17 protein-coding genes are annotated in these 24,296 nt (G+C 70.9%); 3 read left to right on the top strand and 14 right to left on the bottom strand.

The window, feature by feature from the left end; all coding sequences use genetic code 11:
• Positions 1-105 precede the first annotated feature (105 nt).
• On the top strand, positions 106-1,239 hold the full coding sequence (locus ACZ6Y1_RS18780) for a M48 family metallopeptidase (RefSeq protein WP_469630391.1): 1,134 nt from the start codon (positions 106-108) through the stop codon (positions 1,237-1,239).
• Here the strand turns inward: ACZ6Y1_RS18780 and ACZ6Y1_RS18775 are convergent.
• The 7 genes from ACZ6Y1_RS18775 to ACZ6Y1_RS18745 all read right to left on the bottom strand — a co-directional run bounded on the left by ACZ6Y1_RS18775 (position 1,223) and on the right by ACZ6Y1_RS18745 (position 7,759).
• The gene (locus ACZ6Y1_RS18775; RefSeq protein WP_469630386.1) at positions 1,223-2,368 is read right to left on the bottom strand and encodes an SCO2583 family membrane protein; all 1,146 of its coding nucleotides are present in this window, start codon (positions 2,366-2,368) and stop codon (positions 1,223-1,225) included. The genes ACZ6Y1_RS18780 and ACZ6Y1_RS18775 overlap by 17 nt on opposite strands.
• A 67-nt stretch (positions 2,369-2,435) precedes the next feature.
• The gene (locus ACZ6Y1_RS18770; RefSeq protein ID WP_469630383.1) at positions 2,436-2,990 is read right to left on the bottom strand and encodes an SCO2584 family spore wall biosynthesis protein; all 555 of its coding nucleotides are present in this window, start codon (positions 2,988-2,990) and stop codon (positions 2,436-2,438) included.
• A 77-nt stretch (positions 2,991-3,067) separates the two neighbouring features.
• The gene (locus ACZ6Y1_RS18765) at positions 3,068-4,351 is read right to left on the bottom strand and encodes a glutamate-5-semialdehyde dehydrogenase (RefSeq protein ID WP_469630380.1); all 1,284 of its coding nucleotides are present in this window, start codon (positions 4,349-4,351) and stop codon (positions 3,068-3,070) included.
• 267 nt (positions 4,352-4,618) lie between these two features.
• Entirely contained in the window at positions 4,619-5,080 is a 462-nt protein-coding gene (locus ACZ6Y1_RS18760; RefSeq protein ID WP_469630377.1) for a hypothetical protein, read from the bottom strand.
• Positions 5,081-5,124: 44 nt separating this feature from the next.
• Positions 5,125-6,252 carry a glutamate 5-kinase gene (proB, locus tag ACZ6Y1_RS18755; protein WP_469630374.1) on the bottom strand — a complete coding sequence of 376 codons (1,128 nt, stop codon included), beginning with the start codon at positions 6,250-6,252 and terminating at the stop codon, positions 5,125-5,127.
• Positions 6,253-6,329: 77 nt separating this feature from the next.
• Positions 6,330-6,758, bottom strand: coding sequence for a GtrA family protein (locus tag ACZ6Y1_RS18750; protein WP_469630369.1), 429 nt, complete (start codon positions 6,756-6,758; stop codon positions 6,330-6,332).
• On the bottom strand, positions 6,755-7,759 hold the full coding sequence (locus ACZ6Y1_RS18745; RefSeq protein ID WP_469630366.1) for a glycosyltransferase family 2 protein: 1,005 nt from the start codon (positions 7,757-7,759) through the stop codon (positions 6,755-6,757). The genes ACZ6Y1_RS18750 and ACZ6Y1_RS18745 overlap by 4 nt, the downstream gene beginning before the upstream one ends.
• Positions 7,760-7,959: 200 nt before the next feature.
• Here ACZ6Y1_RS18745 and ACZ6Y1_RS18740 point away from each other — a divergent pair, with 200 nt between their 5' ends.
• Together ACZ6Y1_RS18740 and ACZ6Y1_RS18735 are read left to right on the top strand one after the other, a co-directional pair.
• The gene (locus ACZ6Y1_RS18740) at positions 7,960-10,839 is read left to right on the top strand and encodes a bifunctional glycosyltransferase/CDP-glycerol:glycerophosphate glycerophosphotransferase (RefSeq protein ID WP_469630362.1); all 2,880 of its coding nucleotides are present in this window, start codon (positions 7,960-7,962) and stop codon (positions 10,837-10,839) included.
• Positions 10,836-11,984, top strand: a complete 1,149-nt coding sequence (locus ACZ6Y1_RS18735) for a glycosyltransferase (RefSeq protein ID WP_469630359.1) — start codon at positions 10,836-10,838, stop codon at positions 11,982-11,984. The genes ACZ6Y1_RS18740 and ACZ6Y1_RS18735 overlap by 4 nt, the downstream gene beginning before the upstream one ends.
• A 116-nt stretch (positions 11,985-12,100) precedes the next feature.
• On the opposite strand, the gene galE is transcribed toward ACZ6Y1_RS18735, so the two are convergent.
• The 7 genes from galE to ACZ6Y1_RS18700 form a co-directional block, all read right to left on the bottom strand.
• A complete protein-coding gene (gene galE, locus ACZ6Y1_RS18730) occupies positions 12,101-13,126 on the bottom strand; it encodes a UDP-glucose 4-epimerase GalE (RefSeq protein WP_469630356.1) in 1,026 nt (341 codons plus the stop codon).
• Between the two features lie 37 nt (positions 13,127-13,163).
• Complete coding sequence (locus ACZ6Y1_RS18725) at positions 13,164-14,780, bottom strand: glycosyltransferase family 2 protein (RefSeq protein WP_469630352.1); 1,617 nt, start codon at positions 14,778-14,780, stop codon at positions 13,164-13,166.
• 66 nt (positions 14,781-14,846) lie between these two features.
• Positions 14,847-16,292: a GTPase ObgE gene (obgE, locus tag ACZ6Y1_RS18720; RefSeq protein WP_469630347.1), complete on the bottom strand. Its 1,446-nt coding sequence runs from the start codon at positions 16,290-16,292 to the stop codon at positions 14,847-14,849.
• 195 nt (positions 16,293-16,487) lie between these two features.
• Entirely contained in the window at positions 16,488-16,742 is a 255-nt protein-coding gene (gene rpmA, locus ACZ6Y1_RS18715) for a 50S ribosomal protein L27 (RefSeq protein ID WP_030840805.1), read from the bottom strand.
• A gap of 13 nt (positions 16,743-16,755) precedes the next feature.
• Positions 16,756-17,076: a 50S ribosomal protein L21 gene (gene rplU, locus ACZ6Y1_RS18710; RefSeq protein WP_015033583.1), complete on the bottom strand. Its 321-nt coding sequence runs from the start codon at positions 17,074-17,076 to the stop codon at positions 16,756-16,758.
• Positions 17,077-17,264: 188 nt separating this feature from the next.
• The gene (locus ACZ6Y1_RS18705; protein ID WP_469630344.1) at positions 17,265-17,792 is read right to left on the bottom strand and encodes a hypothetical protein; all 528 of its coding nucleotides are present in this window, start codon (positions 17,790-17,792) and stop codon (positions 17,265-17,267) included.
• A gap of 4 nt (positions 17,793-17,796) precedes the next feature.
• Entirely contained in the window at positions 17,797-24,294 is a 6,498-nt protein-coding gene (locus ACZ6Y1_RS18700; RefSeq protein WP_469630341.1) for an RHS repeat domain-containing protein, read from the bottom strand.
• Positions 24,295-24,296: the final 2 nt, after the last annotated feature.

The following is a 24,296-nucleotide window of genomic DNA, read 5'->3' as shown; positions in this document are numbered from 1 at the left end:
AGACTTCGCTCACATCGTATGCGGGGGCCTGGGGCACGCTCACGCCGACTCAGGCGTTGGAGAGGATAGACGCAACGCCAGTCAGGTCGACCAGGGGAGGGCGCAATGACGGAGACAGGGCTCGGACAGTCACCGGCGAGGAACCGCAGGAGGTTTCCCGGAATCTCGTCGAGGGCGTACGAGCACCCGGCGGACCGCTCGGCGCTGGTGGCGCTGCGCAAGCTGAGCGGCTTCGACACGGCCTTCAAGGCCCTGAGCGCACTGCTGCCGGAGCGGAGCCTGCGGCTGCTGTTCCTGTCGGATTCGGTGCGGGTGGGCGAGACGCAGTTCCCGCACCTGCACGCGATGCTCCGCGACGCCTGTTACATCCTGGACCTGGAGAAGGTCCCGCAGATGTACGTCCAGCAGGATCCGCGGCCCAACGCGATGTGCATCGGGCTCGACGAGCCGATCATCGTGGTGACCACGGGCCTGGTCGAGCTGCTCGACGAGGAGGAGATGCGGGCGGTGGTGGGCCACGAGGTGGGCCACGCGCTGTCGGGGCACTCGGTGTACCGCACGATCCTGCTCTTCCTGACGAACCTGGCACTGAAGGTGGCGTGGATCCCTCTGGGCAATGTGGCGATCACGGCGCTGGTGACGGGTCTGCGGGAGTGGTTCCGCAAGTCCGAGCTGTCGGCGGACCGGGCCGGGCTGCTGGTGGGACAGGACGTGCAGGCCTCGATGCGCGGACTGATGAAGATCGCCGGCGGCAACCACCTCCACGAGATGAACGTGGACGCCTTCCTCGCCCAGGCCGAGGAGTACGAGGCGGCCGGCGACCTGCGCGACTCCGTGCTGAAGATCCTCAACATGCTGCCCCGCACGCACCCCTTCACCACGGTCCGGGCGGCCGAGCTGAAGAAGTGGTCCGAGCACCGCGACTTCCAGCGGATCATGGACGGCCACTACCCGCGGCGCGAGGAGGACAAGGACACCTCGGTGACCGACTCCTTCCGGCAGTCCGCCTCGCACTACGCCGACTCGGTGCGCACCAGCAAGGACCCTCTGATGAAGCTGGTCGGGGACCTCGCGGGCGGGGCGAACGAGCTGGGCGGCAAGCTGCGCGACAAGTTCGCCGCGGCCGCCGGCGGCGGATCGTCCGCGGGCACGGGTGCCGCCGGCGGGCCGGCCGGGGGCGAGGGCGCCGGAAAGGACACCGGGGGGAAGGACGGGCCGGGGGCTACGGGCCGGGGCTGACCGGGGTGGCCGCCGGGGGTGAGGGCTGCGCCAGTACGCCGCACAGCCCGGCGGAGCGCCTCGGACTGCCGCTGGCGTACGGGTCGGTGGCGGCCGGCCCCACCGTGGTGGGGCCGGCTCCGGCGAGGACCGGGCGGAAGGCGGCCGCCGGGTCCTGGGAGCAGTCCTGGGGTCCGGCCATCACATAGGCCGTCAGCAGCTCCGCCCGGCGGGCCGTGAGGTCCTCCCGGTCGAAGCGCAGCCGCAGCTCGCGGCGGACGGTGAAGAGCGAGGCGCCGTCGGCGGCGGCCGGGGCTCCGGTGGCGGGTCGGACGGCGTAGACGAAGGTGTGGTCGGTGGTCACCTCCAGCACGTCGGGGGCGACCTCCTCGAAGGCGAGGGTTCCGTTCACCCGGACCCTGGAGTCGGCCATGACGGCGGTGCCCGGGTCGAAGCGGACCAACCAGCCGGTGGCCGCGTGGCGGCCGTCCCCGGAGGGTGAGCTCATGCTGCGGTCGAACTGGTCCAGCTGGTCGGGGTCGAGCAGCACCCGCACGGGCCGGGAGGCGGAACCGGAGAGGATGTCCGGGTCCAGCGAGGACTGCACCAGGTAGTCCTTGGCGACGGACAGCGCGGCGACGACCTCGCTCTCGGTGAAATGATCCGTGCGGCGCACGGCCGGGAGAGTGATCCCGGCCGCCCCGACGCGGTAGTCGGCCGCGGGGCTGCTCGCGTACAGGTCCGCCGGACGGCCGCCGCGCACGGCCGCCGCGGGCGCCAGCGGAACGACGGTGCTGCTGAGGGCCGCCGCGGCCCCGCCGGCCGGCGGGACGTACGGATTGCGCAGCCCCATGTAGACCGCGGCCGCGAAGGCGCAGGCGATGAGCAGCACGAGGAGCATGCCCTGCCGGGCGCCCCGGCCGGGCGTGCCGGTGCCCGAGGCGGAGCCGCCGCCCGACCAGATGGAGCGGCTGCGCACGGCCCGGGCGTGCTCGCCCATGCGTTCCTGGGCCGAGTACTCCTGGAGCCTGGCGGCCCGTACGAAGTCCTCGTCGAACACGACGGACCGGTATTCGTCCGCGCGGAACTCGTCGTCGCCCCCGCCCATGCCGTCGGGGGTGCCGTTGGGTGGATCTCCTGGAACGGCCATCGCTTCTCCCGCTGTCCCCGCTTCAGAGAAGCCCCCAGCTCCGGCAGATGCGAGTGGGGTCGTACCTTCAGGGTTGGCGGCCGGAGGGGTACGTAAACGCGCCGACGCCGGTGACTTCCTTGAGCGGGGTGCTGGCGGGCGCCGGGGCCGGGTCCGCCTCGCCGGAGGCGCTGCGGTACACGGCGCTGAACGCGAGCGCGATCATGCCGAGGCCCATCACGAAGGCGAGCACCCAGGCGACCGGGCGCAGCCACGGCGAGCGGCCACGGTACGGGCGCAGGCTGCCGCCGTAGGCCCCGTACGGGCCGTCGTAGTGGTACCGGCCCCGCTCGTCGTCCCAGCCCGGCTCGTCGGCGTCGTACCCGTCGGGCCGGCCGTAGCCGTACCCGTCGTAGTCGTCGTCGCCCGTCCAGCCGCCGGCGACGGCTCGGGCCGCTTCGGCCTCCGCGCGCGCCCGGTCGGCCGCCCGCTGGCGCTCGGCGGCACTCGGTTCATGGATCTCGGCGTTCCGGACGAAGGCCTCGTCGAACACCACGGAGGCGAAGTCCTGATCCGCGCCTCCGCGGTCGTCGTCGGGCTCCCCGTCGTCCGGGAACGGCTTGCCCCCCACGTCGTCCGGCACAGGAACAGCCTAGACCTGGGGGGCACCTTTGGGCAGTGTGTGCGCCGAAATCCGGCCACACCGAGTTGGCCGTGCGGTTACCGGATGTGACCGTCGCCGGTGACGATGTACTTGGTGGAGGTGAGCTCGGGGAGCCCCATGGGGCCCCGGGCGTGCAGCTTCTGCGTGGAGATCCCGATCTCGGCGCCGAAACCGAACTGACCACCGTCGGTGAACCGGGTGGAGGCATTCACGGCAACCGTGGTCGAGTCGACCAGCTGGGTGAAGCGGCGGGCCGCGGCCTGCGAGGTGGTGACGATCGCCTCGGTGTGGCCGGAGGTCCAGCGGCGGATGTGGGCGACGGCGTCGTCGAGGGAGTCCACGACGCCGGCGGCGATGTCGTAGGACAGGTACTCGGCGGCCCAGTCCTCGTCGGTGGCGGGAAGGGTCTTGGCCTTGGTGTTCGCGGCGGCGGCGAGGACGCGGTCGTCCGCGTGGACGGTCACGCCGGCGTCGGCGAGGGCGTCCAGGGCGCGGGGCAGGAAGGCGTCGGCGATGTCGCGGTGCACGAGGAGGGTCTCGGCGGCGTTGCAGACGGAGGGGCGCTGGGCCTTGGAGTTGATGAGGATGTCCACGGCCATGTCCAGGTCGGCCTGGGCGTCCACGTAGACGTGGCAGTTGCCGGTACCGGTCTCGATGACCGGGACGGTGGACTCCTCGACGACGGTCTTGATGAGGGAGGCGCCGCCGCGCGGGATGAGCACGTCGACGAGGCCGCGGGCGCGCATCAGCTCGCGGACGGAGTCGCGGGACTCGCCGGGGACGAGCTGGACCGCGTCGGCGGGCAGGCCGGCGCTCACGACGGCGTCGCGGAGGATGCCGACCAGGGCGGTGTTGGAGGCGTAGGCGGAGGAGCTGCCGCGCAGGAGGACCGCGTTGCCGGACTTGAGGCAGAGCGCGGCGGCGTCGACGGTGACGTTGGGGCGGGCCTCGTAGATGATGCCGACGACGCCGAGGGGGACGCGGATCTGGCGGAGGTCGATGCCGTTGGGGAGGGTGCTGCCGCGGACGACCTCGCCGACGGGGTCGGGCAGGGCCGCGACGTCGCGCACGTCGGAGGCGATGGCAGCGACGCGCTCGGGGGTGAGGGTGAGGCGGTCGATGACCGTCTCGCTGGTGCCGGCGGCGCGGGCCTTGTCGGTGTCGACGGCGTTGGCGGCGATGATCTCGGCCGTACGGGCCTCCAGCGCGTCCGCGATCGCCAGCAGGGCCGTGTCCTTGGCGGACCGCGGGAGTGGGGCGATGGTGGCGGCGGCGGTGCGGGCCGCTGCCGCGGTGGTGAGGACGGGCGAGGTGGCGGTGGCGTCGTCGAGCGAGGTCATGCGCCCAGGGTAGTCCCCGGGCCGCCCCTCGCCGATGGCCTTTCCACCCCGCGAGACGGCCTCCGGCCTCCGGCCCGGCGGACCCGGCCCCGGCAGCGCCTGCGGCTGCGGCTGCGGCTGCGGCCGCGCGGGCCGGTCCCCTACCCGCCCTTCCACCGTTCCCCGGGGCTCCGCCCCGGACCCCGCGCCTCAAACGCCGGCGACGCTAGGGTGGGGGCTCCGCCCGGACCCGCGCCTCAAACGCCGGCGTGGCTGGATCGAGAGCGGCTAGTACGGGTGCACGCCCACCGGGTGGGCCGGGGGCGGGCCGTAGCCTTCCGCGACCCGCTGGTGGTAGGTGGCGCGGTCGATGACCTCCAGGCCGACGATCTCCCACGGCGGGAGCTGCGCCGAGGAGCGGTGTTCGCCCCAGAGCCGCAGGGCCACGGCCGCCGCGTCGTGGAGGTCGCGGGCCTCCTCCCAGTAGCGGATCTCCGCATGGTCGTCGGCGTAGCGGCTGGTCAGGAGGAAGGGGTGGTCGTGGGCCAGTTGTTCCAGCCCGCGCCGGACCTCCGACAGCGGCGCCGGCTTGCCGGAGACGCTCAGGGTGACGTGCCAGAGGCGGGACGGTTCGTTCCGCACGTCGTTGTTGCCGGCTCCGCCGTCACCGTCCCCTGTGCCGACGCTGGTCAGCGCTCGTCTCACCAGCCGCCTCCTGTCTCCGCTACGCGTGTCCGCCCGGGCTCTCACAGTTGACCAGTCCCCGGCCCGCCGCGCGGCGGTTTTACCGAAGCTCAGCCCTGCAGCAGGACCAGATCGTCCCGGTGGACGACCTCCCGTTCGTACTCGGGTCCGAGTTCGGCCGCGAGCTCGCGGGTGGAGCGGCCGAGGAGCTGCGGGAGCTCCTTGGCGTCGAAGTTGACCAGGCCCCGCGCGATCGGCCGGCCGTCGGCGGACCGCAGTTCGACCGGGTCTCCGGCCGCGAAGTCGCCCTCGACGGCCGCGATGCCCGCGGGCAGCAGCGAGCTGCCGCGTTCGGTGACCGCGCGGACGGCGCCCTCGTCGAGGACGAGGTGGCCCTGGGGGGTGGACGCGTGCTGGAGCCACAGCAGCCGGTCCGCGGAGCGGCGTCCGGTGGCGTGGAAGAGGGTGCCCGTGGTCCGTCCGGCCAGGGCGTCCGCGGCCTGGCTGGCGGAGGTGAGGACGACGGGGATGCCGGCCGCGGCGGCGATCCGGGCGGCCTCGACCTTGGTGACCATGCCGCCGGTGCCCACGCCCGCCTTGCCGGCGCTGCCGATGGAGACGTGGGCGATGTCCTCGGGCCCGCGGACCTCGTCGATGCGGGTGGTGCCGGGCAGGGACGGGTCCCCGTCGTAGAGGCCGTCCACGTCCGAGAGGAGGACGAGGAGGTCCGCGCGCACGAGGTGGGCGACGAGGGCGGCCAGCCGGTCGTTGTCGCCGAAGCGGATCTCGTCCGTGGCGACCGTGTCGTTCTCGTTGACGACGGGCAGCGCGCCCATCGCGAGGAGCTGGTCGAGGGTGCGGTAGGCGTTGCGGTAGTGGGCGCGGCGGCTGGTGTCGTCGGTGGTGAGCAGGACCTGGCCGACGCGGACGCCGTAGCGGGCGAAGGAGGCGGTGTAGCGGGCGACGAGCAGGCCCTGGCCGACGCTGGCGGCGGCCTGCTGGCGGGCCAGGTCCTTGGGGCGGCGGGCCAGGCCGAGCGGGGAGAGCCCGGCGGCGATGGCGCCGGAGGAGACCAGGACGATCTCCTTCTCGCCGCCGCTGCGGGACTTGGCCAGGACGTCGACGAGCGCGTCCACCCGGTCGGCGTCGAGTCCGCCGGCCGCCGTGGTCAGGGAGGAGGAGCCGACCTTGACCACGATCCTGCGGGCGTCCACGACACCTTGCCTAGCCGCTGACACGTCTTGTCCCCTTGCCCCTTGGCGGAATGCATGCCGTCTCAATCTACGGTGTCGCGCCGGGCGGCCGCGCAGCGGTTTCAGACCGTGGACGAGGTCCCGACCGGCTCGCGTTCCCCGGCCGGTCCGGCGGCCCCCGGGATGAGGATCTTGCGGGAGATGACGAAGGTGAACGGGATGGCCACGACCGCCGCGACCAGCGGGGCGATGCGCGTGTCCATCCCGGCCCAGGCCACCAGGGCGTAGAGGCCGACCGACTGGATCACGTAGTTCGTGACGTTCGTCAGCGGGAAGAGGAGGAACTTCTTCCACGTCGGCCGGGTGCGGTACGTGAAGTACGTGTTCATGAAGAAGGAGCCGACCATCGCCAGCACGAAGGCCAGCGAGTAGGCGGCGAAGTACGGCATCCACGGGTGCAGCAGCAGGTAGAGCCCGAAGAAGGTGCCGGTGTTGACCCCGCCGACGAGGGCGAAGCGGAACACCTGCCCCAGCTTTTCTCGTCCGCTCATCGGGAGCTGCGCTCCACGATCGTCGGCTCCACGGCCTCGGGCTGCGCCGCCGCGGCGGCGGGCCGGCCGAGCGCGTCCACCCCGTGGGACTCCTTCACCAGGAAGTGCGGCCTGCGCTTGGTCTCGTAGTAGATGCGTCCGATGTACTCGCCGATCAAGCCCAGCATGATCATCTGTACGCCGCCCAGGCCCGTGATTATGGCGACGAGGGTGACGTAGCCCGGCGACTCGACCCCGTTGGTGATCGCCATCACCGTGATCCACAGCGCGTACAGGCAGGTCAGCGCGACGAGCGAGACGCCGAGCCAGATCCCGATGCGCAGCGGCCGGTTGTTGAAGGAGATCAGGCCGTCCATGGCGTAGTTCAGCAGGGAGCCGAACTTCCACTTGGTCTCGCCGGCCTCGCGCTGGGCGTTGCGGTAGTCGAAGTGGACGGTGTCGAATCCGATCCAGGAGAAGAGGCCCTTGGAGAAGCGGTTGTACTCGGGCAGCGACAGCAGGGCGTCCACGGCCGGGCGCGACAGCATGCGGAAGTCGCCGACCCCGTCGGTGAGCTCGACGTCGACCCAGCGGTTCACGCCCCGGTAGTAGAGGCGGCTGAGCGCGCTGCGGACCTTCTTGTCGCCCTCGCGGGTGCGGCGGGCGATGATCTGGTCGTGGCCCTGCCGGTGGTATTCGAGCATGGTCGCGATGAGCTCCGGCGGGTGCTGGAGGTCCGCGTCCATGATCACGACGGCGTCGCCGGTGGTCTCGCGCAGGCCGGCGAGCATGCCGGCCTCCTTGCCGAAGTTGCGGCTGAAGGAGACGTACCGGGTCCGCTCCCCGTGCTCGGCGGCGATCTTCCGGAGCTTGCCGAGGGTGCCGTCGCGGCTGCCGTCGTCGACGTAGCAGACCTCGTACTCGACGGGGAGGGAGTCCAGGACCCTGCGGATCTCGGCGTCGAAGCTGTCGATGACGGCTTCTTCGTTGTAGCAGGGGACAACTACGGACAGCTTCGTCATGGACACTTCCTGCTGGCTCCGAACGGGTGATTGTGGGCGACCGGACCCGCCACTCACCTCTTCCTTAGAAGTATGCACGGCGACGGTCGGCCGGCGGCCGGCCGCCGGGTCGGCCTGCGGGAGTGGAGGGCGGCACACGGTAGCTTTGACGAGATAAGCGGAATGAGCTGAACGAAACGAAACGAAACGAAGGGATCGAGGTGCACGTGCCCGACGTCTCCGTGGTCGTCATCGTCTACAACGACGCAGAGCGTCTGCCGACAGCAGTCCAGTCGGTTTTGGACCAGACCCTGCACGGGGTCGAAGTCGTGATCGTCGACGACTGCAGCAAGGACCGCTCGTACGCGGTCGCCCAGGAACTGGAAGCGGCGCATCCGGGGAGAGTGCGCGCCTTCCGGCTGCCGGAGAACAGCGGCGGATGCGGTGCGCCCCGCAACCACGGTATCCAGCAGGCCGCCGGCACGTACGTCATGTTCCTGGACAGCGACGACGTGCTGGAGCGCAACGCCTGCCGGAACATGCTGGACGCGGCCGAGCGCACCGGTTCCGACCTGGTCTCGGGCATGTGCGTCCGCGTGCACCTCGACAACCGGTGGGGCAAGACCACCGAGTGGTACCCCTGGATCTACTCGCGCACCCGCACCCTGGAATCGATCACCGACTTCCCGGACCTGCTGGTCTACGACACGCTCTCCACGAACAAGTGCTACCGGCGGGCGTTCCTGCTGGAGCAGGGCCTGGAGTTCCCCGTCGGGATCCACTACGAGGACCTGCTGTTCTCCGCCCAGGCCTACGTGGCGGCCCGCCGCATCACGCTGATCCCCAACCACGTCTACTTCTGGAACGTGACCGAGGGGGCCGCGGCGAAGTCGATCAGCAACCGGCGCCACGAGATCGCGAACTTCGTCCACCGGATGGAGATCCACCGCCGCGTCGACGAGCTGCTCGCCTCGAAGGGCCACGCGGACATCAAGTCCGCGAAGGACGCCAAGTTCCTCAAGCACGACCTGGTCCTGCACCTGCGCGACCTGCCCCTGCTCGGCGACGAGTACCGGCAGGAGTTCGCCCGCCTCGCCAACGGCTACCTGGCCGGCATCGACCCGGCGGCGTACGAGAACGTCACCTACCTCCAGGCGATCTGCGCCTACCTGCTGGGCAAGGAGGACTGGGACAACCTGCTCCCGGCCGCCGACGCCATGACCAACAAGGGCCGGCTCTCCTCCCCGCTCGCCGAGCGCGACGGCCGCGTCTACTGGTGCGGCGACCACCTCGACGGGGCGGACGCCGCCGAGGCCCGGCGGATACTGGACGTCACCGAGCAGGGCTTCCACACCACCCCGCTCCCCTCCCTCCAGCTGGGCAACCGCCTCACCTCGTACGAGGACGACGGGCGCGGCACCGTCACGCTGTCCGGCGCCGTCGTGAACCCGCTGTGCCGGATCCCGGCCGACGCGGAGCTGAAGGCGTCCCTGGAGTTCCGGGCCCGCCGGCAGATCGGCGTGCGCTCCTTCAGCTTCCCGGTGGCAACCGTGCGCCACGCGGGTGACACGATCGAGTGGAGCGGCAGCGCCGACATCGCTTCGACCGTCCGCCCGCTCGGCATCATCGACGCCGTCTGGGACGTCCGTCTCAAGCTGACCGCCGGGGGCGAGAAGATCACCACCCGGGTCTCGGTCGGCGGGGTCGACCTGGAGAAGGCGGCCCGGCTGCGCGTGCGGCCGCGGCTGACCCGGCTGGTCTCCGACCGCTTCGAGCCGGAGGTGACCAAGAAGGGCAACCTGTCCTACGTCCTCACCGCCGAGGGCGCCGCCGCGGTCCGCACCCGGTCGCTGATCGACAACGCCATACAGGGCAAGGCGGCCAACGTGGTCAAGCGGGGCCTGCGCAAGGCCCTGCGGGTGCGCCGGAACATCGGCTCCGGCGAGCAGAAGGTGAAGGTCTACCACGAGGTCTTCTCGAAGCTGCCCGTCAAGAAGGGCACGGTCGTCTTCGAGAGCCACATGGGCAAGCAGTACAGCGACAGCCCGAAGGCGATCTACGAGGAGATGGTGCGCCAGGGCGTGCCGTTCGAGGCGATCTGGTCGTACGCGGGCGGCAAGCCCACCGGCTTCCCCAAGGAGGCCACCCTGGTGCGCCGCTGGAGCTGGGCGTACCTGCGGGCGCTCGCCCAGGCCGAGTACTGGGTGGACAACCAGGGCTTCCCGCTGGCGCTGGCCAAGCGGCCGGGGACCACGTACATCCAGACCTGGCACGGCTCCGCGCTCAAGCGGATGGGCTTCCACGAGCCGCGCACCAAGGCGCAGGGCAAGGCCGGGCAGGCCAAGTTCCAGGCGGCCGTCGACCGCTTCGACCACTTCCTGATCCGGTCGGAGCACGACGCCCGCACCCTCGCCAAGGGCTTCCGGCTGCGCGACGAGGTGCTGCTGCGCAGCGGCTACCCGCGCAACGACGCCCTCGTCGAGGCGCAGCTGAGCGAGGCGGAGAGCGGTGAGCGGGTGCGCGGGCCGCTGGCGGCCGAGCTCGGCATCGACCCGGAGAAGAAGGTGCTGCTGTACGCGCCGACCTTCCGGGCTGCGGCCGACGGCACGGTCGAGGGCTTCGTGTTCCCCTTCGACGTGGAGGAGTTCGCGGAGCGGCTCGGCGACCGCTTCACGCTGCTGGTGCGCACGCACTACCTCAACAGCGTCTCGCTGCCGCCGTCGGTCGAGGGCCGCGTCATCGACGTGTCCCGGCACCACGACATCACTCCGCTGCTGGCCCTCGCGGACGGGCTGATCACGGACTACTCGTCCGTGATGTTCGACTACTCCGTGCTGGACCGGCCGATGGTGTTCTTCGCGTACGACTACGAGAAGTACGCCAACGACATCCGGGGCACCTACTTCGACCTGAAGGAGAAGGCGCCGGGCCCGGTGGTCGCCACGGCGGACGAGCTCATGCAGGCGCTGTCGGCTTTCGAGGAGGCCGACGCCAAGTTCGCTGAGGCCCGGCAGCGTTTCCTGACCGAGTTCGGCGAGTACGACCGCGGGGACGCCGCCCGCCAGATCGTCGAGAAGTTCTTCACCGGGAGCGGCAAGTGAGCCGGGACATCTTCATCGTCTCCAACAGCGTCGACGAGCTCGGCGGCGTGACCACCTGGTCCCACCAGATGGCCCGGCTGTTCACCGAGCGCGGCCACAAGGTCCACATCGTCGGCATCGCCCCGGTCGCCGAGGAGATCCGCCAGAAGCTGCCGCAGGACCTGCCGTACGAGATGACCACCCTGTACGAGGCCCACCCGCCGGCGGCGCGCAGGCTGCACGGGATCAAGGGCCGGCTGAACGCGCCCGAGCGGCGCCGGCAGGCGGCCCGGCGGGCGAAGATGCGGGTCAAGGCGGAGCGGCTCAGCGAGCTGTTCCGGGCGGCGCGCCCGGGCGGCGTGGTCATCGTCACCCAGGTCTGGGCGATGGAGTGGGTGGCCCTCGCCGACACCAAGGGGCACACCGTCGTCGGGATGAGCCACGAGTCCTACGAGGCCAGCCAGAAGTCCACCCGCGGTGCGCGGGTGCGCCGGTACTACCCGGAGGTCGACCGGCTGCTGGTGCTGACCCCGGAGGACGCGGACCTCTGGATCCGGTCGGGCATGGAGAACGTGGGCAGCATGCCGAACCCGCTGCCGTTCATGCCGGACTCCCCCGCTCCGCGCACCGGGAAGGTCGTTGCGTGCGTCGGCCGCCTCGCGTTCGAGAAGGGCGTCGACCTGCTGCTCGACGCCTGGGCGGAGGCCTCTCCGCACCACCCCGACTGGACCTTGCGGATCTACGGGGCGGGCGTGGAGGAGCCGGCGCTGCGGGCGCACTGCACCTCGCTGGGGCTGGACGAGTCCGTGGAGTGGATGGGCAGCACCGACGACGTGCTGGGCGCGCTGCGCGGGGCCTCGGTCTTCGCCCAGGCGTCGCGGGCCGAGGGCTTCCCGATCACCCTGCTGGAGGCGATGGCGGCCGGCCTGCCGGTCGCGGCCTTCGACTGCGCGCCGGGCGTACGGGAGATCGTCCGGCACGGTGAGGACGGACTGCTCGCGCGGCTGGGCAACACGATGGAGCTGGCCGGTCATCTGGACGCGCTGATGAGCGACGGCGCGTTCCGCGACCGGCTCGGGGACACGGCGTTCCGTTCGGTGCAGCGCTACTCCAGCGCCGAGATCACCGACCGGTGGGAGGAGCTGTTCTCCTTCCTGGAGCGCTGATCCCGCCACGCGGGAACGAAAGCCGCCCGCCCCGGAGGAATCCGGAGCGGGCGGCTTTCGTGCGTACGGGACGGCACAGGGCGGTGCCGGGCGGTGCCGGGCGGTGCCGGGCCCGGTCAGACCTCGTGGACGTCCTTGTGGCGGTCCTTGTGCCCGGCGGCCTTCGCCGCCTTGTTGGCCTGCCAGCCGGCCCAGGCGGAGGTGACCATCTCCTGGACGTCGTGCCGCGCCTTCCAGCCCAGCACGCTGGTGATCTTGTCGGCCGAGGCCACGACCTTCGCCGGGTCGCCGGGGCGGCGGGGGCTGATCACCGGGGCGTAGGTGTGCCCGGTGCCCTTGTTCAGGAGGTCGACCATCTCGGCGACGGAGACGCCCTCACCGCGGCCGATGTTGACGGTCAGGTCCTTGTACTCCCCGGCCGCGGCCCACTCGGCGAGCTTGCGGGCCGCCGCCACGTGGGCCTCGGCGAGGTCCTCGACGTGGATGTAGTCGCGGATGCAGGTGCCGTCCGGCGTCGGGTAGTCGTCGCCGAAGATGCGCGCGCCCTCACCTTGGTCGAACCGCTCGAAGACCATCGGGACGAGGTTGAACACGCCCGTGTCGGCGAGCTCGGGGGTCGCGGCTCCCGCCACGTTGAAGTAGCGCAGGCAGGCGGTGGAGATGCCGTGCGCCCTGCCCGCGGCGCGCACCAGCCACTCGCCGGCCAGCTTCGTCTCGCCGTAGGGGCTCAGCGGCAGGCACGGGGTGTCCTCGGTGACCAGGTCCACGTCGGGCATGCCGTAGACGGAGGCGGAGGAGGAGAATAGGAAGTTGCGGACGCCCGCGTCGGCCACGGCCTGCAGCAGGACCGTGAGGCCCTGCACGTTCTCGTGGTAGTAGTACAGCGGCTTCTCGACGGACTCGCCGACCTGCTTCTTGCCCGCCAGGTGCACCACGCCGGTGATCTTGTGTGCGCGGATGACCGCGTCCACGGCCAGGCGGTCCAGGACCGAACCGACCACCAGCGGGACACCCTCCGGCACACGGTCCTCGTCGCCCGTGGAGAGGTCGTCGAAGACGACGACCTTCTGCCCCGCGAGCACCATCGAGCGGACGACGTGCGACCCGATGTATCCGGCTCCACCGGTGATCAGAAAGGTCATGTGTAACTCCTGGTCCTGTCGTTTTGTCTTGCTGTGTTCAGTGCGACGCGCACGCTGCCCTGGCGCGGTCGATCCGGTTCCGTACGAGGTACATCGCGCCTGCGGCGCCCGGCGCGAGGCGCAGGGCGAGCGAGCCCGAACCCGTGCGGTACGGCTGCGTCAGCAGGACACCGTACCGGCTGCTGGGCAGGGCGCGGCGGCGCAGGAGGCCGCCGCGGGGGCGCAGGGAGGTCTTCAGGGAGCTCCCGTCGGCGCACTCGACGACCGCTTCGACGTGCCAGGCCTGCAGTCGGCGCAGGCCCATCCTGCGGCCGGTGGCGGCCAGGTCACCGAGGCGGAACGGAAGCACCACCGACCAGCCGCCGTCCCCGTCCGGGGCCAGGTCCATCGCCTTGGCCAGTACGGGATCCCCGCCGGCCCGGGGCAGGAAGCGCAGCCGCACGGTCCGCGGGCCCGCCTCGGCCAGCCGCCCGTACAGGTCGTGCAGCCGCAGCCGTACCGAGCCGTTGCCCGCGGGTTCGGCGTCCATGGTCACCGGCAGCGCGGCGATCGGCAGCTCGCGCAGGCCGTCCAGCTCGACCGGGAGCTCCTCGCTCCACACCGGCGCCCCGTCGGGGCCGGTGGCGTACGGGGGCAGCAGCCGCGGCGGCTCGGCGGCGAAGCGGGTCAGCCGCTCCACGTCGGCGGGCGGGGTGTCGGTGGCGCGGAGCACGCGTACGATCCAGCGCGCGTGCGGGGCGGCGGCCTCGACGGCGGCCTCGTCGAAGGTGGCGAGGTACTCGCGGGTCGTCGTCCACCAGGCGGCCTGGTACTCGGGGTCCTTGCCGAGCTCGCGCAGGTACATGCGCAGGTCGTACTCGAGGAACTTGACGTGGCAGGCGTGGCCCAGCGCCGGGGAGGCGGCGGCGAGCGTGCGGGCGGCGGTGCGGTGGGCCTCGATGCGGGCGCGCCAGTTGCCGACGTCCTTGCGGTCCAGGGAGATCGAAACCTGCGCGGCGTCGCGGCGCACGTGCCAGATGTAGACGAGGTCGTCGATCACGGCGACGCGGGGGGCGGCGGCCAGGACGCGCGCGGTGAAGACGAAGTCCTCGTAGATGAAGCGACCGTCGGGAAATCGGATCGCATGCTCGTCCAGGAAGGACTTGGCGTACAGCTTGTTGACGCAGAGCGTGTCGCGGACCAGTTCGGGCCGGTCCGCGGGCCGCTCGATGACGTCGCCGGCGGTGTACAGCCCCGGCATCCACGGCACGTCGTGGTGGAGCGGAAGCTCGCGGCGCACGCACGCGCCGACCGTGACCGGGGCCCGGTGCTTCTCCGCCGCGCCCACCAGGGCTTCGGCCGCGCCGGGGGGCAGTACGTCGTCGCTGTCCAGGAACAGGACGTACGGGGAGGTCGCGGCGGCGATCCCGTCGTTGCGCGGGGTGCCGCAGCCGCCGCTGTTCTCCGTGCGGTGCACGGCCTTCAGGCGCGGGTGGCGGGCGGCCAGCTCGTCGAGCACCCGGGCGGTGCCGTCGGAGGAGGCGTCGTTCACGGCGATGACCTCGGCGACCACCGGGCCCTGGGCGAGAGCCGATTCCACGGCTTCGGCCACGAGCCCGGCGTCGTTGTACGCGATCACCACAACGGAAACGGAGGGGGGGTACGTGCTGCTCACCCGGTGGACACTAGCCGACCCGGGTAAACATCACTTCAAAGCCGCCCTCCGTTCCCGTGGGGTGGATCAGAAGGGCCGGAACTCGTCGTACTCCTGCTGCGCCGCGTCCCCGCGACGGGCTTCCTTCTCCTTGCGGCGCTGCGTGGCGGGGCGCGGGGCCTCCATGCGGTGGTCCTCGCCGCGGCGGCCCAGCATCTCGGCGCCGGCCATCATGGTCGGCTCCCAGTCGAAGACGACCGCGTTGTCGTCGGAGCCGATGGCCACGCCGTCGCCGGCACGGGCGCCGGCCTTCCTCAGCGCGTCCTCGACACCGAGGCGGTTGAGGCGGTCTGCGAGGTAGCCGACGGCCTCGTCGTTGTTGAAGTCGGTCTGGCGGACCCAGCGCTCCGGCTTCTCGCCGCGCACCACGTACACGTCCTCGGCCTCGTCGTAGGTGACGGTGAAGCCGGCGTCGTCCACGGCCTTGGGGCGGATGACGATGCGGGTCGCCTCCTGCTTGGGCTTGCGGGCGCGGGCCTTGGCGACGACCTCGGCGAGGAAGTAGGAGAGTTCCTTCAGGCCGGTGCGGGCGACCGCGGAGACCTCGAAGACCTTGTAGCCGCGGGCCTCCAGGTCAGGGCGGACCATCTCGGCGAGGTCCTGGCCGTCGGGGATGTCGACCTTGTTGAGCACAACGAGGCGGGGGCGCTTCTCCAGGCCGCCGCCGTAGATCTTGAGCTCTTCCTCGATGACGTCGAGGTCGGCGACGGGGTCGCGGTCGGACTCCAGGGTGGCGGTGTCCAGGACGTGCACCAGGACCGAGCAGCGCTCGACGTGGCGCAGGAACTCCAGGCCGAGGCCCTTGCCCTGGCTGGCGCCGGGGATCAGGCCGGGGACGTCGGCGATCGTGTAGACCGTGGAGCCGGCGGTGACGACGCCCAGGTTCGGGACCAGCGTGGTGAAGGGGTAGTCCGCGATCTTCGGCTTGGCGGCGGAGAGCACCGAGATCAGCGAGGACTTGCCGGCGCTCGGGAAGCCGACCAGCGCCACGTCGGCGACGGTCTTGAGCTCCAGGACGATGTCGCCGGTGGTGCCGGGGACACCGAGGAGCGCGAAGCCGGGCGCCTTGCGGCGGGCGGAGGCGAGCGCGGCGTTGCCGAGGCCGCCGCGGCCGCCCTCGGCGGCGACGTAGGTGGTGCCCTGGCCGACGAGGTCGGCGAGGACGTTGCCCTCCTTGTCGAGGACGACGGTGCCGTCCGGCACGGGCAGGATCAGGTCCTGGCCGTCCTTGCCGGAGCGGTTGCCGCCCTCGCCGGGCTTGCCGTTGGTGGCCTTGCGGTGCGGGCTGTGGTGGTAGTCCAGCAGGGTGGTGACCGCCTGCTCCACCACGAGGATCACGTCACCGCCACGGCCGCCGTTGCCGCCGTCGGGGCCGCCGAGCGGCTTGAACTTCTCCCGGTGAACGGAGGCGCAGCCGTGGCCTCCGTTACCCGCGGCGACGTGCAGCTCGACGCGGTCCACGAAGGTGGTCATGGTTGTTCCTCCAGATACAGCGGGATGGTCCGGAATGTCCGGTGGCAGACCTTGCTGCCCATTAAACGTGCCCGGTGGGGCGGGGCGTGTCTCTGTGACAACGCGCCGAGGGCGGACCTCTCTTCCCGGCTGGCGCCGGGAAGAGCTGAGATCCGCCCTCGGGAAGTTACGAACGCTCGATCAGCAGAAGCTGGATCAGGCGGCCGGAACGATGTTCACGACCTTGCGGCCACGGTGCGTGCCGAACTGGACCGAACCGGCCTGCAGCGCGAACAGCGTGTCGTCGCCACCACGACCGACACCCGAGCCCGGGTGGAAGTGGGTGCCGCGCTGGCGGACGAGGATCTCGCCGGCGGAGACGACCTGACCGCCGAAGCGCTTCACGCCGAGCCGCTGGGCATTGGAGTCGCGCCCGTTCCGGGTGGACGATGCGCCCTTCTTGTGTGCCATGTCTCAGTCCCTCTTACTTCGCAGCCGCGGGGATACCGGTGACCTTGATCGCCGTGTACTGCTGGCGGTGACCCTGGCGACGGCGGTAGCCGGTCTTGTTCTTGTAGCGCAGGATGTCGATCTTGGCGCCCTTGTGGTGGTCCACGACCTCGGCCGTGACCTTGATGCCGGCCAGGACCCACGGGTCGCTGGTCACGGCGTCGCCGTCGACAACGAGCAGGGTCGAGAGCTCGACCGTGTCGCCAACCTTGGCAGTGGAAATCTTGTCAACCTCAACGATGTCGCCGACAGCAACCTTGTGCTGGCGACCACCGCTGCGCACGATGGCGTACACGCGGATCTCTCTCTCACTCGATGGGAACCCCTGAAGCCAGCCGGCCCCGCGGGAACCCGCAGACCGGCCTCCCCCGCGCCGCGAGGCGGTACGGGAGGTGAGGTGCTCAGTGGATGGCGTGCACGTAGACACGCCGACGGTCAAGGTTACGGGGCCCGGTTTGAGAGGTCAAACCGGGCCCCCGTCGGTCAGTGACCTGCCGGTTCTCCGTCGGGCGGGGCACCGAACAGGGACGGGTAGCCGGAGTCGGCGAGGTCGTCGCGTTCCACGGCGACCGCCCGGCCCAGGTCCGGCCCGGCCGCGGCCAGGAAGTCGAGCACGGGCAGCGCCCGGTCGAAGGCCGCTCTGCTGAGCCGCGCACAGGCAGAGAACAGGTCCACGCACACGAACTGCTCCTCGCGGGAGCCGCTGCGTGCGATCCGCTCGAAGGCGGTCAGACCGCCCTCGATCTCACGGCCCAGCGCCGCTGCCACCACCGGGTCCTCCGCGTCCACGGCGCCGTGGGCGAGTTGCACCAGAACGGAGAGCATCTCCGGCCGTGCGGCCTCGGTGGCGGCGGGGAGCTCCCGCACCAGTGCCGCGGCCACCCGTTCCGCCTCCGGACGGAGAGGACCGTTCACGGGGACGGCAAGCTCCTCGACCGTCTGCATCCAGCGTTCGGCGGTGTCCGTGTCCGGTGCCCCGGCCAGGGCCCGCACGGCCTCCTCGTTCTGCATGGCGTCAGTTCCCTCCCTGGAGGTCGGACTGGTAGGTGGTCTCCGGGTCGGGGAACGCGCCCCTTCCGTACGTCGGCTCACAATAGGCCGAGCAGACGGGCTGGTCGGACGGCGGCCGGCCAGAGCCGCGCGGGCGCTGGGCCCGGGTGAAGCGAACGTCCTTGAGGTCGCCGCCCACGTTGCGCGCGGCGCAGGCCTCCGCGCACTCCTTCAGCTGCTTGGAGCTGACGCCCCAGGCCGTCTTGCCCGTCTTGACGTTGTAGGCGCCGACGACGACGGAGTGCTCCGAGCGCATCTTCGACGGCCCTGCGGACAGCTCTGCCACCTTCCCGTCCCGCAGCCGGTTCGCTTCCTGCAGCAGCTCGTCCTCGTTGAACTTCGGGGCTCTGCTCAGTGCCTCCTTGGCGCTCGCCAGGGTCTTCTTGGCCTTGCCGACGGCGTCCGCGGCCTTCCACCAGGCCTTGGCCCCGTCGATCAGGTCGCCCGCGAGACCGGCCAGCCGCTTGATCAGCTTGGCGGCCTTCTCCCACTTCCACGGAGCGCCGTACTTGGCGAGCACCTTGCCCGCCAGGCCACCGGCAAAGCTGCCCGCGATGTTCAGCGCGGTCTCGCCGCAGGAGCCCAGATCACCACTGGAAAAACAGTCGAGCGCGGCCGTCACACCGAGCTCGTCCATGAGGATCTTGGTGATCTGCTTGACGGCCTGCTTGACCTTGCCCTTGGCGCTGTTGAGGTTGCCCTCCGCCTGGTTCAGGTCGTCGGTGGCGTCATTGACGTCCTGCTGCTCCGGCGTCGTGTTCGTGTTGACCTTGCCGCTGGTGCAGCTGCTCGGGTGCTTCGAGCAGTACGCGCGCTCGTCCGGGTCGTACAGGCCCGTCGGGTCGCTCGCCGAGACCGGGCGGTTGTGGGCGTACGCGTAGGCGTTGAGCTGCTGGGCGTCGTTCGTGTCGACGACCGGGTCCGGGGTGATGAACTTGCCGAGGAACGGGTCGTACTCACGGGCGCCGATCGTCGTCAAACCGGTGGACGCGTCGATCGTGCCGCCGACAAAGCCCTTCTCCGCAGGCCAGGTGCCCTGCGGTGTGCCGCGCTTGTTGCCGTACGGGTCCATCCGACGCTGCGTGACCGCTCCGGTCGTCGCGTCGATGGCCAGCTCGCCCGTGCCGTGGTGGTCCGAGGCGATGAAGGACAGCTTGTTGTCCGGGGTGCGGATGGCGATGCTCTGGCCCGCGAAGGAGTAGTAGCGCGTGGCCTTCGCCGTCGTCGCCCCCGCGTCCAGGCGCAGCTCCATGCCCGGCAGGTACACGGTCGTGCCGGTGGCGTCCTTGCGCTGGATGCGGCTGCCGTCGGCCCCGTAGAGGAACGTCGTCTCCGACGCCTCGTTCTTGCCCGTCGTCGTGACGTCGTCGGGCTGGCTGTTGCGTACGGCGTTGCCCAGGACGTCGTACTCGATGGTCTGGGTGGTGCCTCCGATCGTGCGCTTCTCGGTGTTGCCCGCCGCGTCATAGCCGTAGGTGTACTGGCGGTCGCCGGCCGGGCTGTTCTCCACCACCTTCTCGACCCGGTGGGTGCCCGCCTTGTAGGTGAAGGTGCGCTTGACGTCCTTCGCCGCGTTCAGCGCGGAGTCGTGGGCCGTCTCCGAGAGCCGGTTGCCGACGGCGTCGAAGGTGTACGAGTTCCAGTACGGCGCCGGACCGCCCAGGGCCGCCGATCCGGGAGCCTGGTCGCAGGCCGCCGGGCCCGAGCCGGAGACCGGGACCTGGCTGCCGACCGTGCCGGCAGCCGCGGCCGCCGTCTTCGTGGTCGCCGGGGTCCAGGACTCCGTCATCCGGCTCTGGTGGTCGTACGCGAAGCACTGCAGGTCGGGCGTGCCCGAACCGGCCGTGTCCGCGATGGACCTGACGTTGCCGATCTGGTCGTAGGAGTAGTTCGATTCCTTGGCCGGACCGGTGGTCGAGCCGTAGACGTCCACCTTCGACTGCATCAGCCGGTCGGTGCCGGTCTCGTACTGGAAGGTCTCCCAGACCTTCTTGCCGCCGTTGTTCAGCTCCAGCTGCTGGAGCAGCGTCCGGCCGGACCAGATGGCGTTGGTGACATACGACGTCGTGCCCGTCATGGACTTCAGTCGCTGGAGGTCGTCGTAGCCATAGGTCAGCGCCTCGGCGGGCAGCCCGCCGGCCGCCGGGAGACCGTCGCTCTGCGTCGTGCCGTCCCGGTTGTAGGCGGTGCTGTAGACGTAGGTGCCCGCCAGGCCCGTGCCCGAGGAGGCCGGAACCGTGTAGGCCGTCTTCAGCGGCTGGTAGAACTCGTCCATCGCCTGGACGACCGTGGCGAAGTACTCCGTCGCGTTGATGTAGCGCAGCGACGCCCAGCTCCGGCCGAGCCAACCCGCCTTGTCGTACCGGTTCTCGGTGAGCTTGGTGCCGGTGGTGGCCGGACCGTCCCACGTCGTCAGTGTCCGCCCGAGCTTGTCGTAGACCGTCGAGACGGTCTTGCCGCGCGCGTCGGTCACGGAGACCGGCCGGTCCACCTCGTCGTACGCGGTGGACCGCTTGCCCGAGTCCGGGTCCACGGCTTCCGTCATACGGCCGAGCTGGTCGTACTTGTACGTCCAGATGTTGCCCGCGGCGTCCGTGAGCTGCGACAGCCTGCCCGCGGAGTCGTACGCGTACTTCGTGGTGTCGTACCCGGACGTGGGTCCGGCCGGAACGGGGGCCGCGCCCTTGTAGTGGCGTACCTCCGTCGTACGGTCCTGCGCGTCCATCAGCGTGGTCGTCGGAGTGCCGCCGACCGGCGGGTCGATGTGGACCCGGTCGCCGCCGTGGACGTACGTCGTACGCCACTGCTCGCCGCCGGCCACCGCGAAGATCTCGGCGGTGGTGCGGCCGAGGCCGTCGTACTGGTATTGGGTCTGCGCGCCGACGTCACCGTTACGGACGATCAGCAGTTCGTCCGAAGCAGCGCCCGCCGCGTTGTACGTGGCGTTGGCCTTCGCGACCTTGCCCGTCGGCGTGTAGAAGGTGTCCGCCACCATGCGGGTGCCGGACGGGCCCTCGGTCTGCTTCTGCCGCGGGCGCAGCAGGCTGTCATAGAGCTGGTACTCCGCGCCGTACGAGCCGTCGATCTCGATCTTCTCCGTCTTGACGGAGACCGGCTTGTCGAGGCGGAAGTTGTAGCCGTACTTGATGCTGGGGGTCTGCGCGGCCGCCTTCGAGCGGTCCGGCAGCCACACCGAGACCAGGCGGCCCAGCGGGTCGAGCGCGAGGTCGGTCCGCTTGCCGTTCGGGTCGGTCTGGCCGAGGGACTGGCCCCATGCCGGGGCGTAGTCCGTGGTCGTGACGTGGCCGAGGGCGTTGGTGACCTTCGCCTGGGAGATGAGGCCGTTGACGTCGGTGTACTCGGTCTTGGTCTCGGCGCCCGAGGCGTCGGTCTGGGAGGTCGGGCGGCCGAAGCCGTCGTAGGCCGTCGTGCCGGTGACCTGGTAGGTGGCGGTGGTCCCGTTGTGGGAGGTCATCCGCTCGGTCTTCGTCGCGTTGCCCACGGTGGGCGCGGCCCCGAAGGCCAGGTTGTCGTAGGAGGTGCGCTCGTCCGAGAGCACCTGCGTCCTGCGGTCGGGGGTCGTGGCGCACTTGACCGAGACGGTCTCGACGCGTGAGGTGAGGCTGAGGACGTTGGTGGCCGTGTTGTCCGCGTAGGACGTACGGGTACAGGTGTCGTCCGCCGTGGTGGACAGGTCGCCGAGGTCCTCGGAGGTGAGGATCCGGCCGGTGCCGTTGGCCAGGTCGTACGTGGTGTTCGACTCGGTCTCGCGGCGGCCGTCGCCGCCCTCGGTCACCGTGTAGCCGCGCGTCTTGACGGTCTTGGTGAGCGAGGCGTGGCTGGTGCCCCAGGTGTTGGTGTCCGTCGCGGTGTAGTGCCGCATCGGGGTCTTGATGACCTTGGAGACGAGCTTGTCGCCGTCGTAGGTCGCGGCCTCCAGCTCGTGGCCGGTGAACTCCTTGTGGTCGGTGTAGGTGCCGCCCTCGGAGTCGGTGACCTGGACGGACCGGGTGTCGCCGGCGGAGTCCTTGTCGCCGTCCATGCCCTGGAGGTACGTGTAGTCGATGCGGGTCTGCTTGACGGTCGCGCCGCCGGTGGTCACCTTGACCTTGCCGTAGCCCTGCCAGCCGCCCCAGGTGAGGTACTTGGCTTCGGTCATGCCGTCCGGCTCGGCCTTACGCCAGGCCGCCGGGCCCTGGTAGTCGTACTGCGTGACCTGCTCGGGCGAGCCGCCGGTGCGGTCGGTCTCGATGACCTGCGCCACCACGTACTTGTGGAACCAGTCGGTGATGGGGTCCAGGAACCCCGGCGGGGACCAGACCACCGGATAGCAGCGCTTGGTCGACTCGCCCGGCTTGGGCAGGGCGTCCTTGGTGCACTCCGCCGGGGCGTAGTTGACGTCCAGCTGGGCGCCGGTCTCGCTCAGGACGGTGGAGAGGCGGAAGCGGTGGAAGGGGGCGATGGACTCGCCGAGGCCGTCCACGCGGTTCGCCAGCTGGGTGCCCATCAGTTCGACCGAGGGGACCTTGGCGCTGCCGCCCTTGCGGCCCTCGTGGTCGATCTTGGAGAGCCACAGGGTCTTGGACTGGTCACCGTTGTCGGTGAACTGGTGCGTGAAGGTCCAGGCGTCCACGTCCTCGTAGGTCGTGGCGTCCTTGCGGATCTGGGTGGTGACGCCGGCCAGCCGCTGGCGGGTCCAGAAGGAGGCCGCGACCTGCGTGGCGTTGCACTTGGTGCTCGGCGCGCAGTAGCGGTCCATCGGGACGTCCGGCCAGTAGGCCGCGTTCGCCGTCTTGAAGTCCGCCGGGAGGCACTTGAAGGTGTCGGTCGGCAGGCAGCGCTCCTGCGTCGTGAAGACGACGCGGGCCGGGGCCTTGGCCGAGTAGACGGTGGCCTCGCGCTGGCCGTAGTCGATGCGCTTGAGGTAGCCGCCCGCCGTGTACGGCGTGCCGTTGACGTCGGTCTTGCCGTTCAGGGCGTAGTGGTTCGTCTCCTTGCCGTAGAAGTACGACATGACGTTGCCCTGGCGGTCCTTGACGTAGTCGAGGTTCCAGCGCCAGGCCTGCTGGCAGGAGGCGTTCGCGAAGGTCGCGTTGTAGCAGGGCTCGCCGCTGTTGTTGCCGAAGACCGGGGTGGTCCAGACGGAGGCGGTCTCCTCGTTGCCGCTGGCCCAGCCGGGCAGCCGGTTCTTGCCGAACCAGTACTCGGTGCCGTCGGTCGTGGTGATCTTCCAGTGTTCACCGTCGTTGTCGCCGTTGACGGCGCCGGTGACCTGGTCGACCTTGGAGCCGTCATCGGCGGCGAGCCGCCACTTGCCGTCGGCGTCGCCCTTGATCAGCTCGGTGGACGAGCCGTTGAGCATCACGGTGGCGTTGTCGAAGGCCCAGCACTGCTCGGCGGAGGACGACTGGCCGTCCTTCGCACAGGGCTTGTAGTGGCGCTCGATGTACCCGGGCTCGTACGAGAAGCCTTCACCCACCCAGGAGCCCTGGTTGTTGGTGTCGGAGGTACGGCCGTCGGCGGACTGCGAGGAGTAGCCGAGGCCGACCGTGGGCACCAGGCCGCCGGGGGCGGGCGGGGTGCGCAGCGGGTAGGACCAGGAGAAGCCGCCCGAGGAGGTGGCCACGTTCCACTTGGCCGAGGGGGCCAGCGGGGTGGCCGCGTAGTTGCCCTGGGAGGACGAGTCACCGGCGGTGAGGGCGAGCATGGTGCCGCTCGCGGCCGGGCCGGCGGCCATGGCGGACATGCCCGCCGTGCGCGCGGGCGCCGTCACGTCCGCCGAGACCGTCTTCGTCTTCGGGTTGTTGACCGTCTTGAGGGGCTTGGGCAGTTCGGGGCAGGCGGCGGTGCCGGGGTCGGCGACCGCGGCACAGGCCGGCAGCTCGACGAGCCGGAGGCGGGATCCCCAGGTGCCGCCGAAGCCTTCGGCGAAGGCCGAGTAGTCGACGTTCACCCGGACCTGGCCGCCCTCCGCGGCCTGGTCGGCCCGCTGGACGCGCAGCAGCGCGCCCGCGCCGAGCTTCGCGGCCCGCTCGGGGGCCACGACGTCGACCTGGACCTTGCCGGGCTGCTTGCCGCCGGAGACCGCGGCGGCCCGGAAGGAGCCGGCCGGGGCCTTCGCACCGGCCTCCTTCGGGGCCGTGACGGTGACGGGCAGGCCGCCCACCTTCACCTGGGCCGCGGAGACGCCCAGTTCGGCGCTGCCGCTGCGGGGCCAGACGGGCTTGTCGAGCTTCTTGACGGCCGCCTTGGCGGTGGCGTTCGCCGGGCGGCCCTTGGACTTGGCGGTCGTTCCCTTGACGGGGTCGCCGAAGTTCTGGACGCCGGGGCGCTTGGTGCCGCCGGGGGCCAGTTCCAGGGCCTGGACCGAGGTGGCGGACAGGGCCAGGCTCAGGCCGATGACGACCGAGCCCAGTGTCCGCCGGGGTATGCGCCGATTGAGCAATCGGCCGCGTAGAGACATCA

Source organism: Streptomyces sp. NPDC053432 (genome assembly GCF_055585365.1).
This window is presented reverse-complemented; position numbering and strand designations above follow the sequence as displayed.

What these genes read in the sequence shown, in the direction of transcription:
- ACZ6Y1_RS18700 (WP_469630341.1), bottom strand. Translation starts at nt 24,294, where the DNA reads ATGTCTCTACGCGGCCGATTGCTCAATCGGCGCATACCCCGGCGGACA.
- ACZ6Y1_RS18775 (WP_469630386.1), bottom strand. Translation starts at nt 2,368, where the DNA reads ATGGCCGTTCCAGGAGATCCACCCAACGGCACCCCCGACGGCATGGGC.
- ACZ6Y1_RS18750 (WP_469630369.1), bottom strand. Translation starts at nt 6,758, where the DNA reads ATGAGCGGACGAGAAAAGCTGGGGCAGGTGTTCCGCTTCGCCCTCGTC.
- obgE (WP_469630347.1), bottom strand. Translation starts at nt 16,292, where the DNA reads ATGACCACCTTCGTGGACCGCGTCGAGCTGCACGTCGCCGCGGGTAAC.
- ACZ6Y1_RS18765 (WP_469630380.1), bottom strand. Translation starts at nt 4,351, where the DNA reads ATGACCTCGCTCGACGACGCCACCGCCACCTCGCCCGTCCTCACCACC.
- rpmA (WP_030840805.1), bottom strand. Translation starts at nt 16,742, where the DNA reads ATGGCACACAAGAAGGGCGCATCGTCCACCCGGAACGGGCGCGACTCC.
- ACZ6Y1_RS18780 (WP_469630391.1), top strand. Translation starts at nt 106, where the DNA reads ATGACGGAGACAGGGCTCGGACAGTCACCGGCGAGGAACCGCAGGAGG.
- ACZ6Y1_RS18745 (WP_469630366.1), bottom strand. Translation starts at nt 7,759, where the DNA reads ATGACGAAGCTGTCCGTAGTTGTCCCCTGCTACAACGAAGAAGCCGTC.
- ACZ6Y1_RS18705 (WP_469630344.1), bottom strand. Translation starts at nt 17,792, where the DNA reads ATGCAGAACGAGGAGGCCGTGCGGGCCCTGGCCGGGGCACCGGACACG.
- galE (WP_469630356.1), bottom strand. Translation starts at nt 13,126, where the DNA reads ATGACCTTTCTGATCACCGGTGGAGCCGGATACATCGGGTCGCACGTC.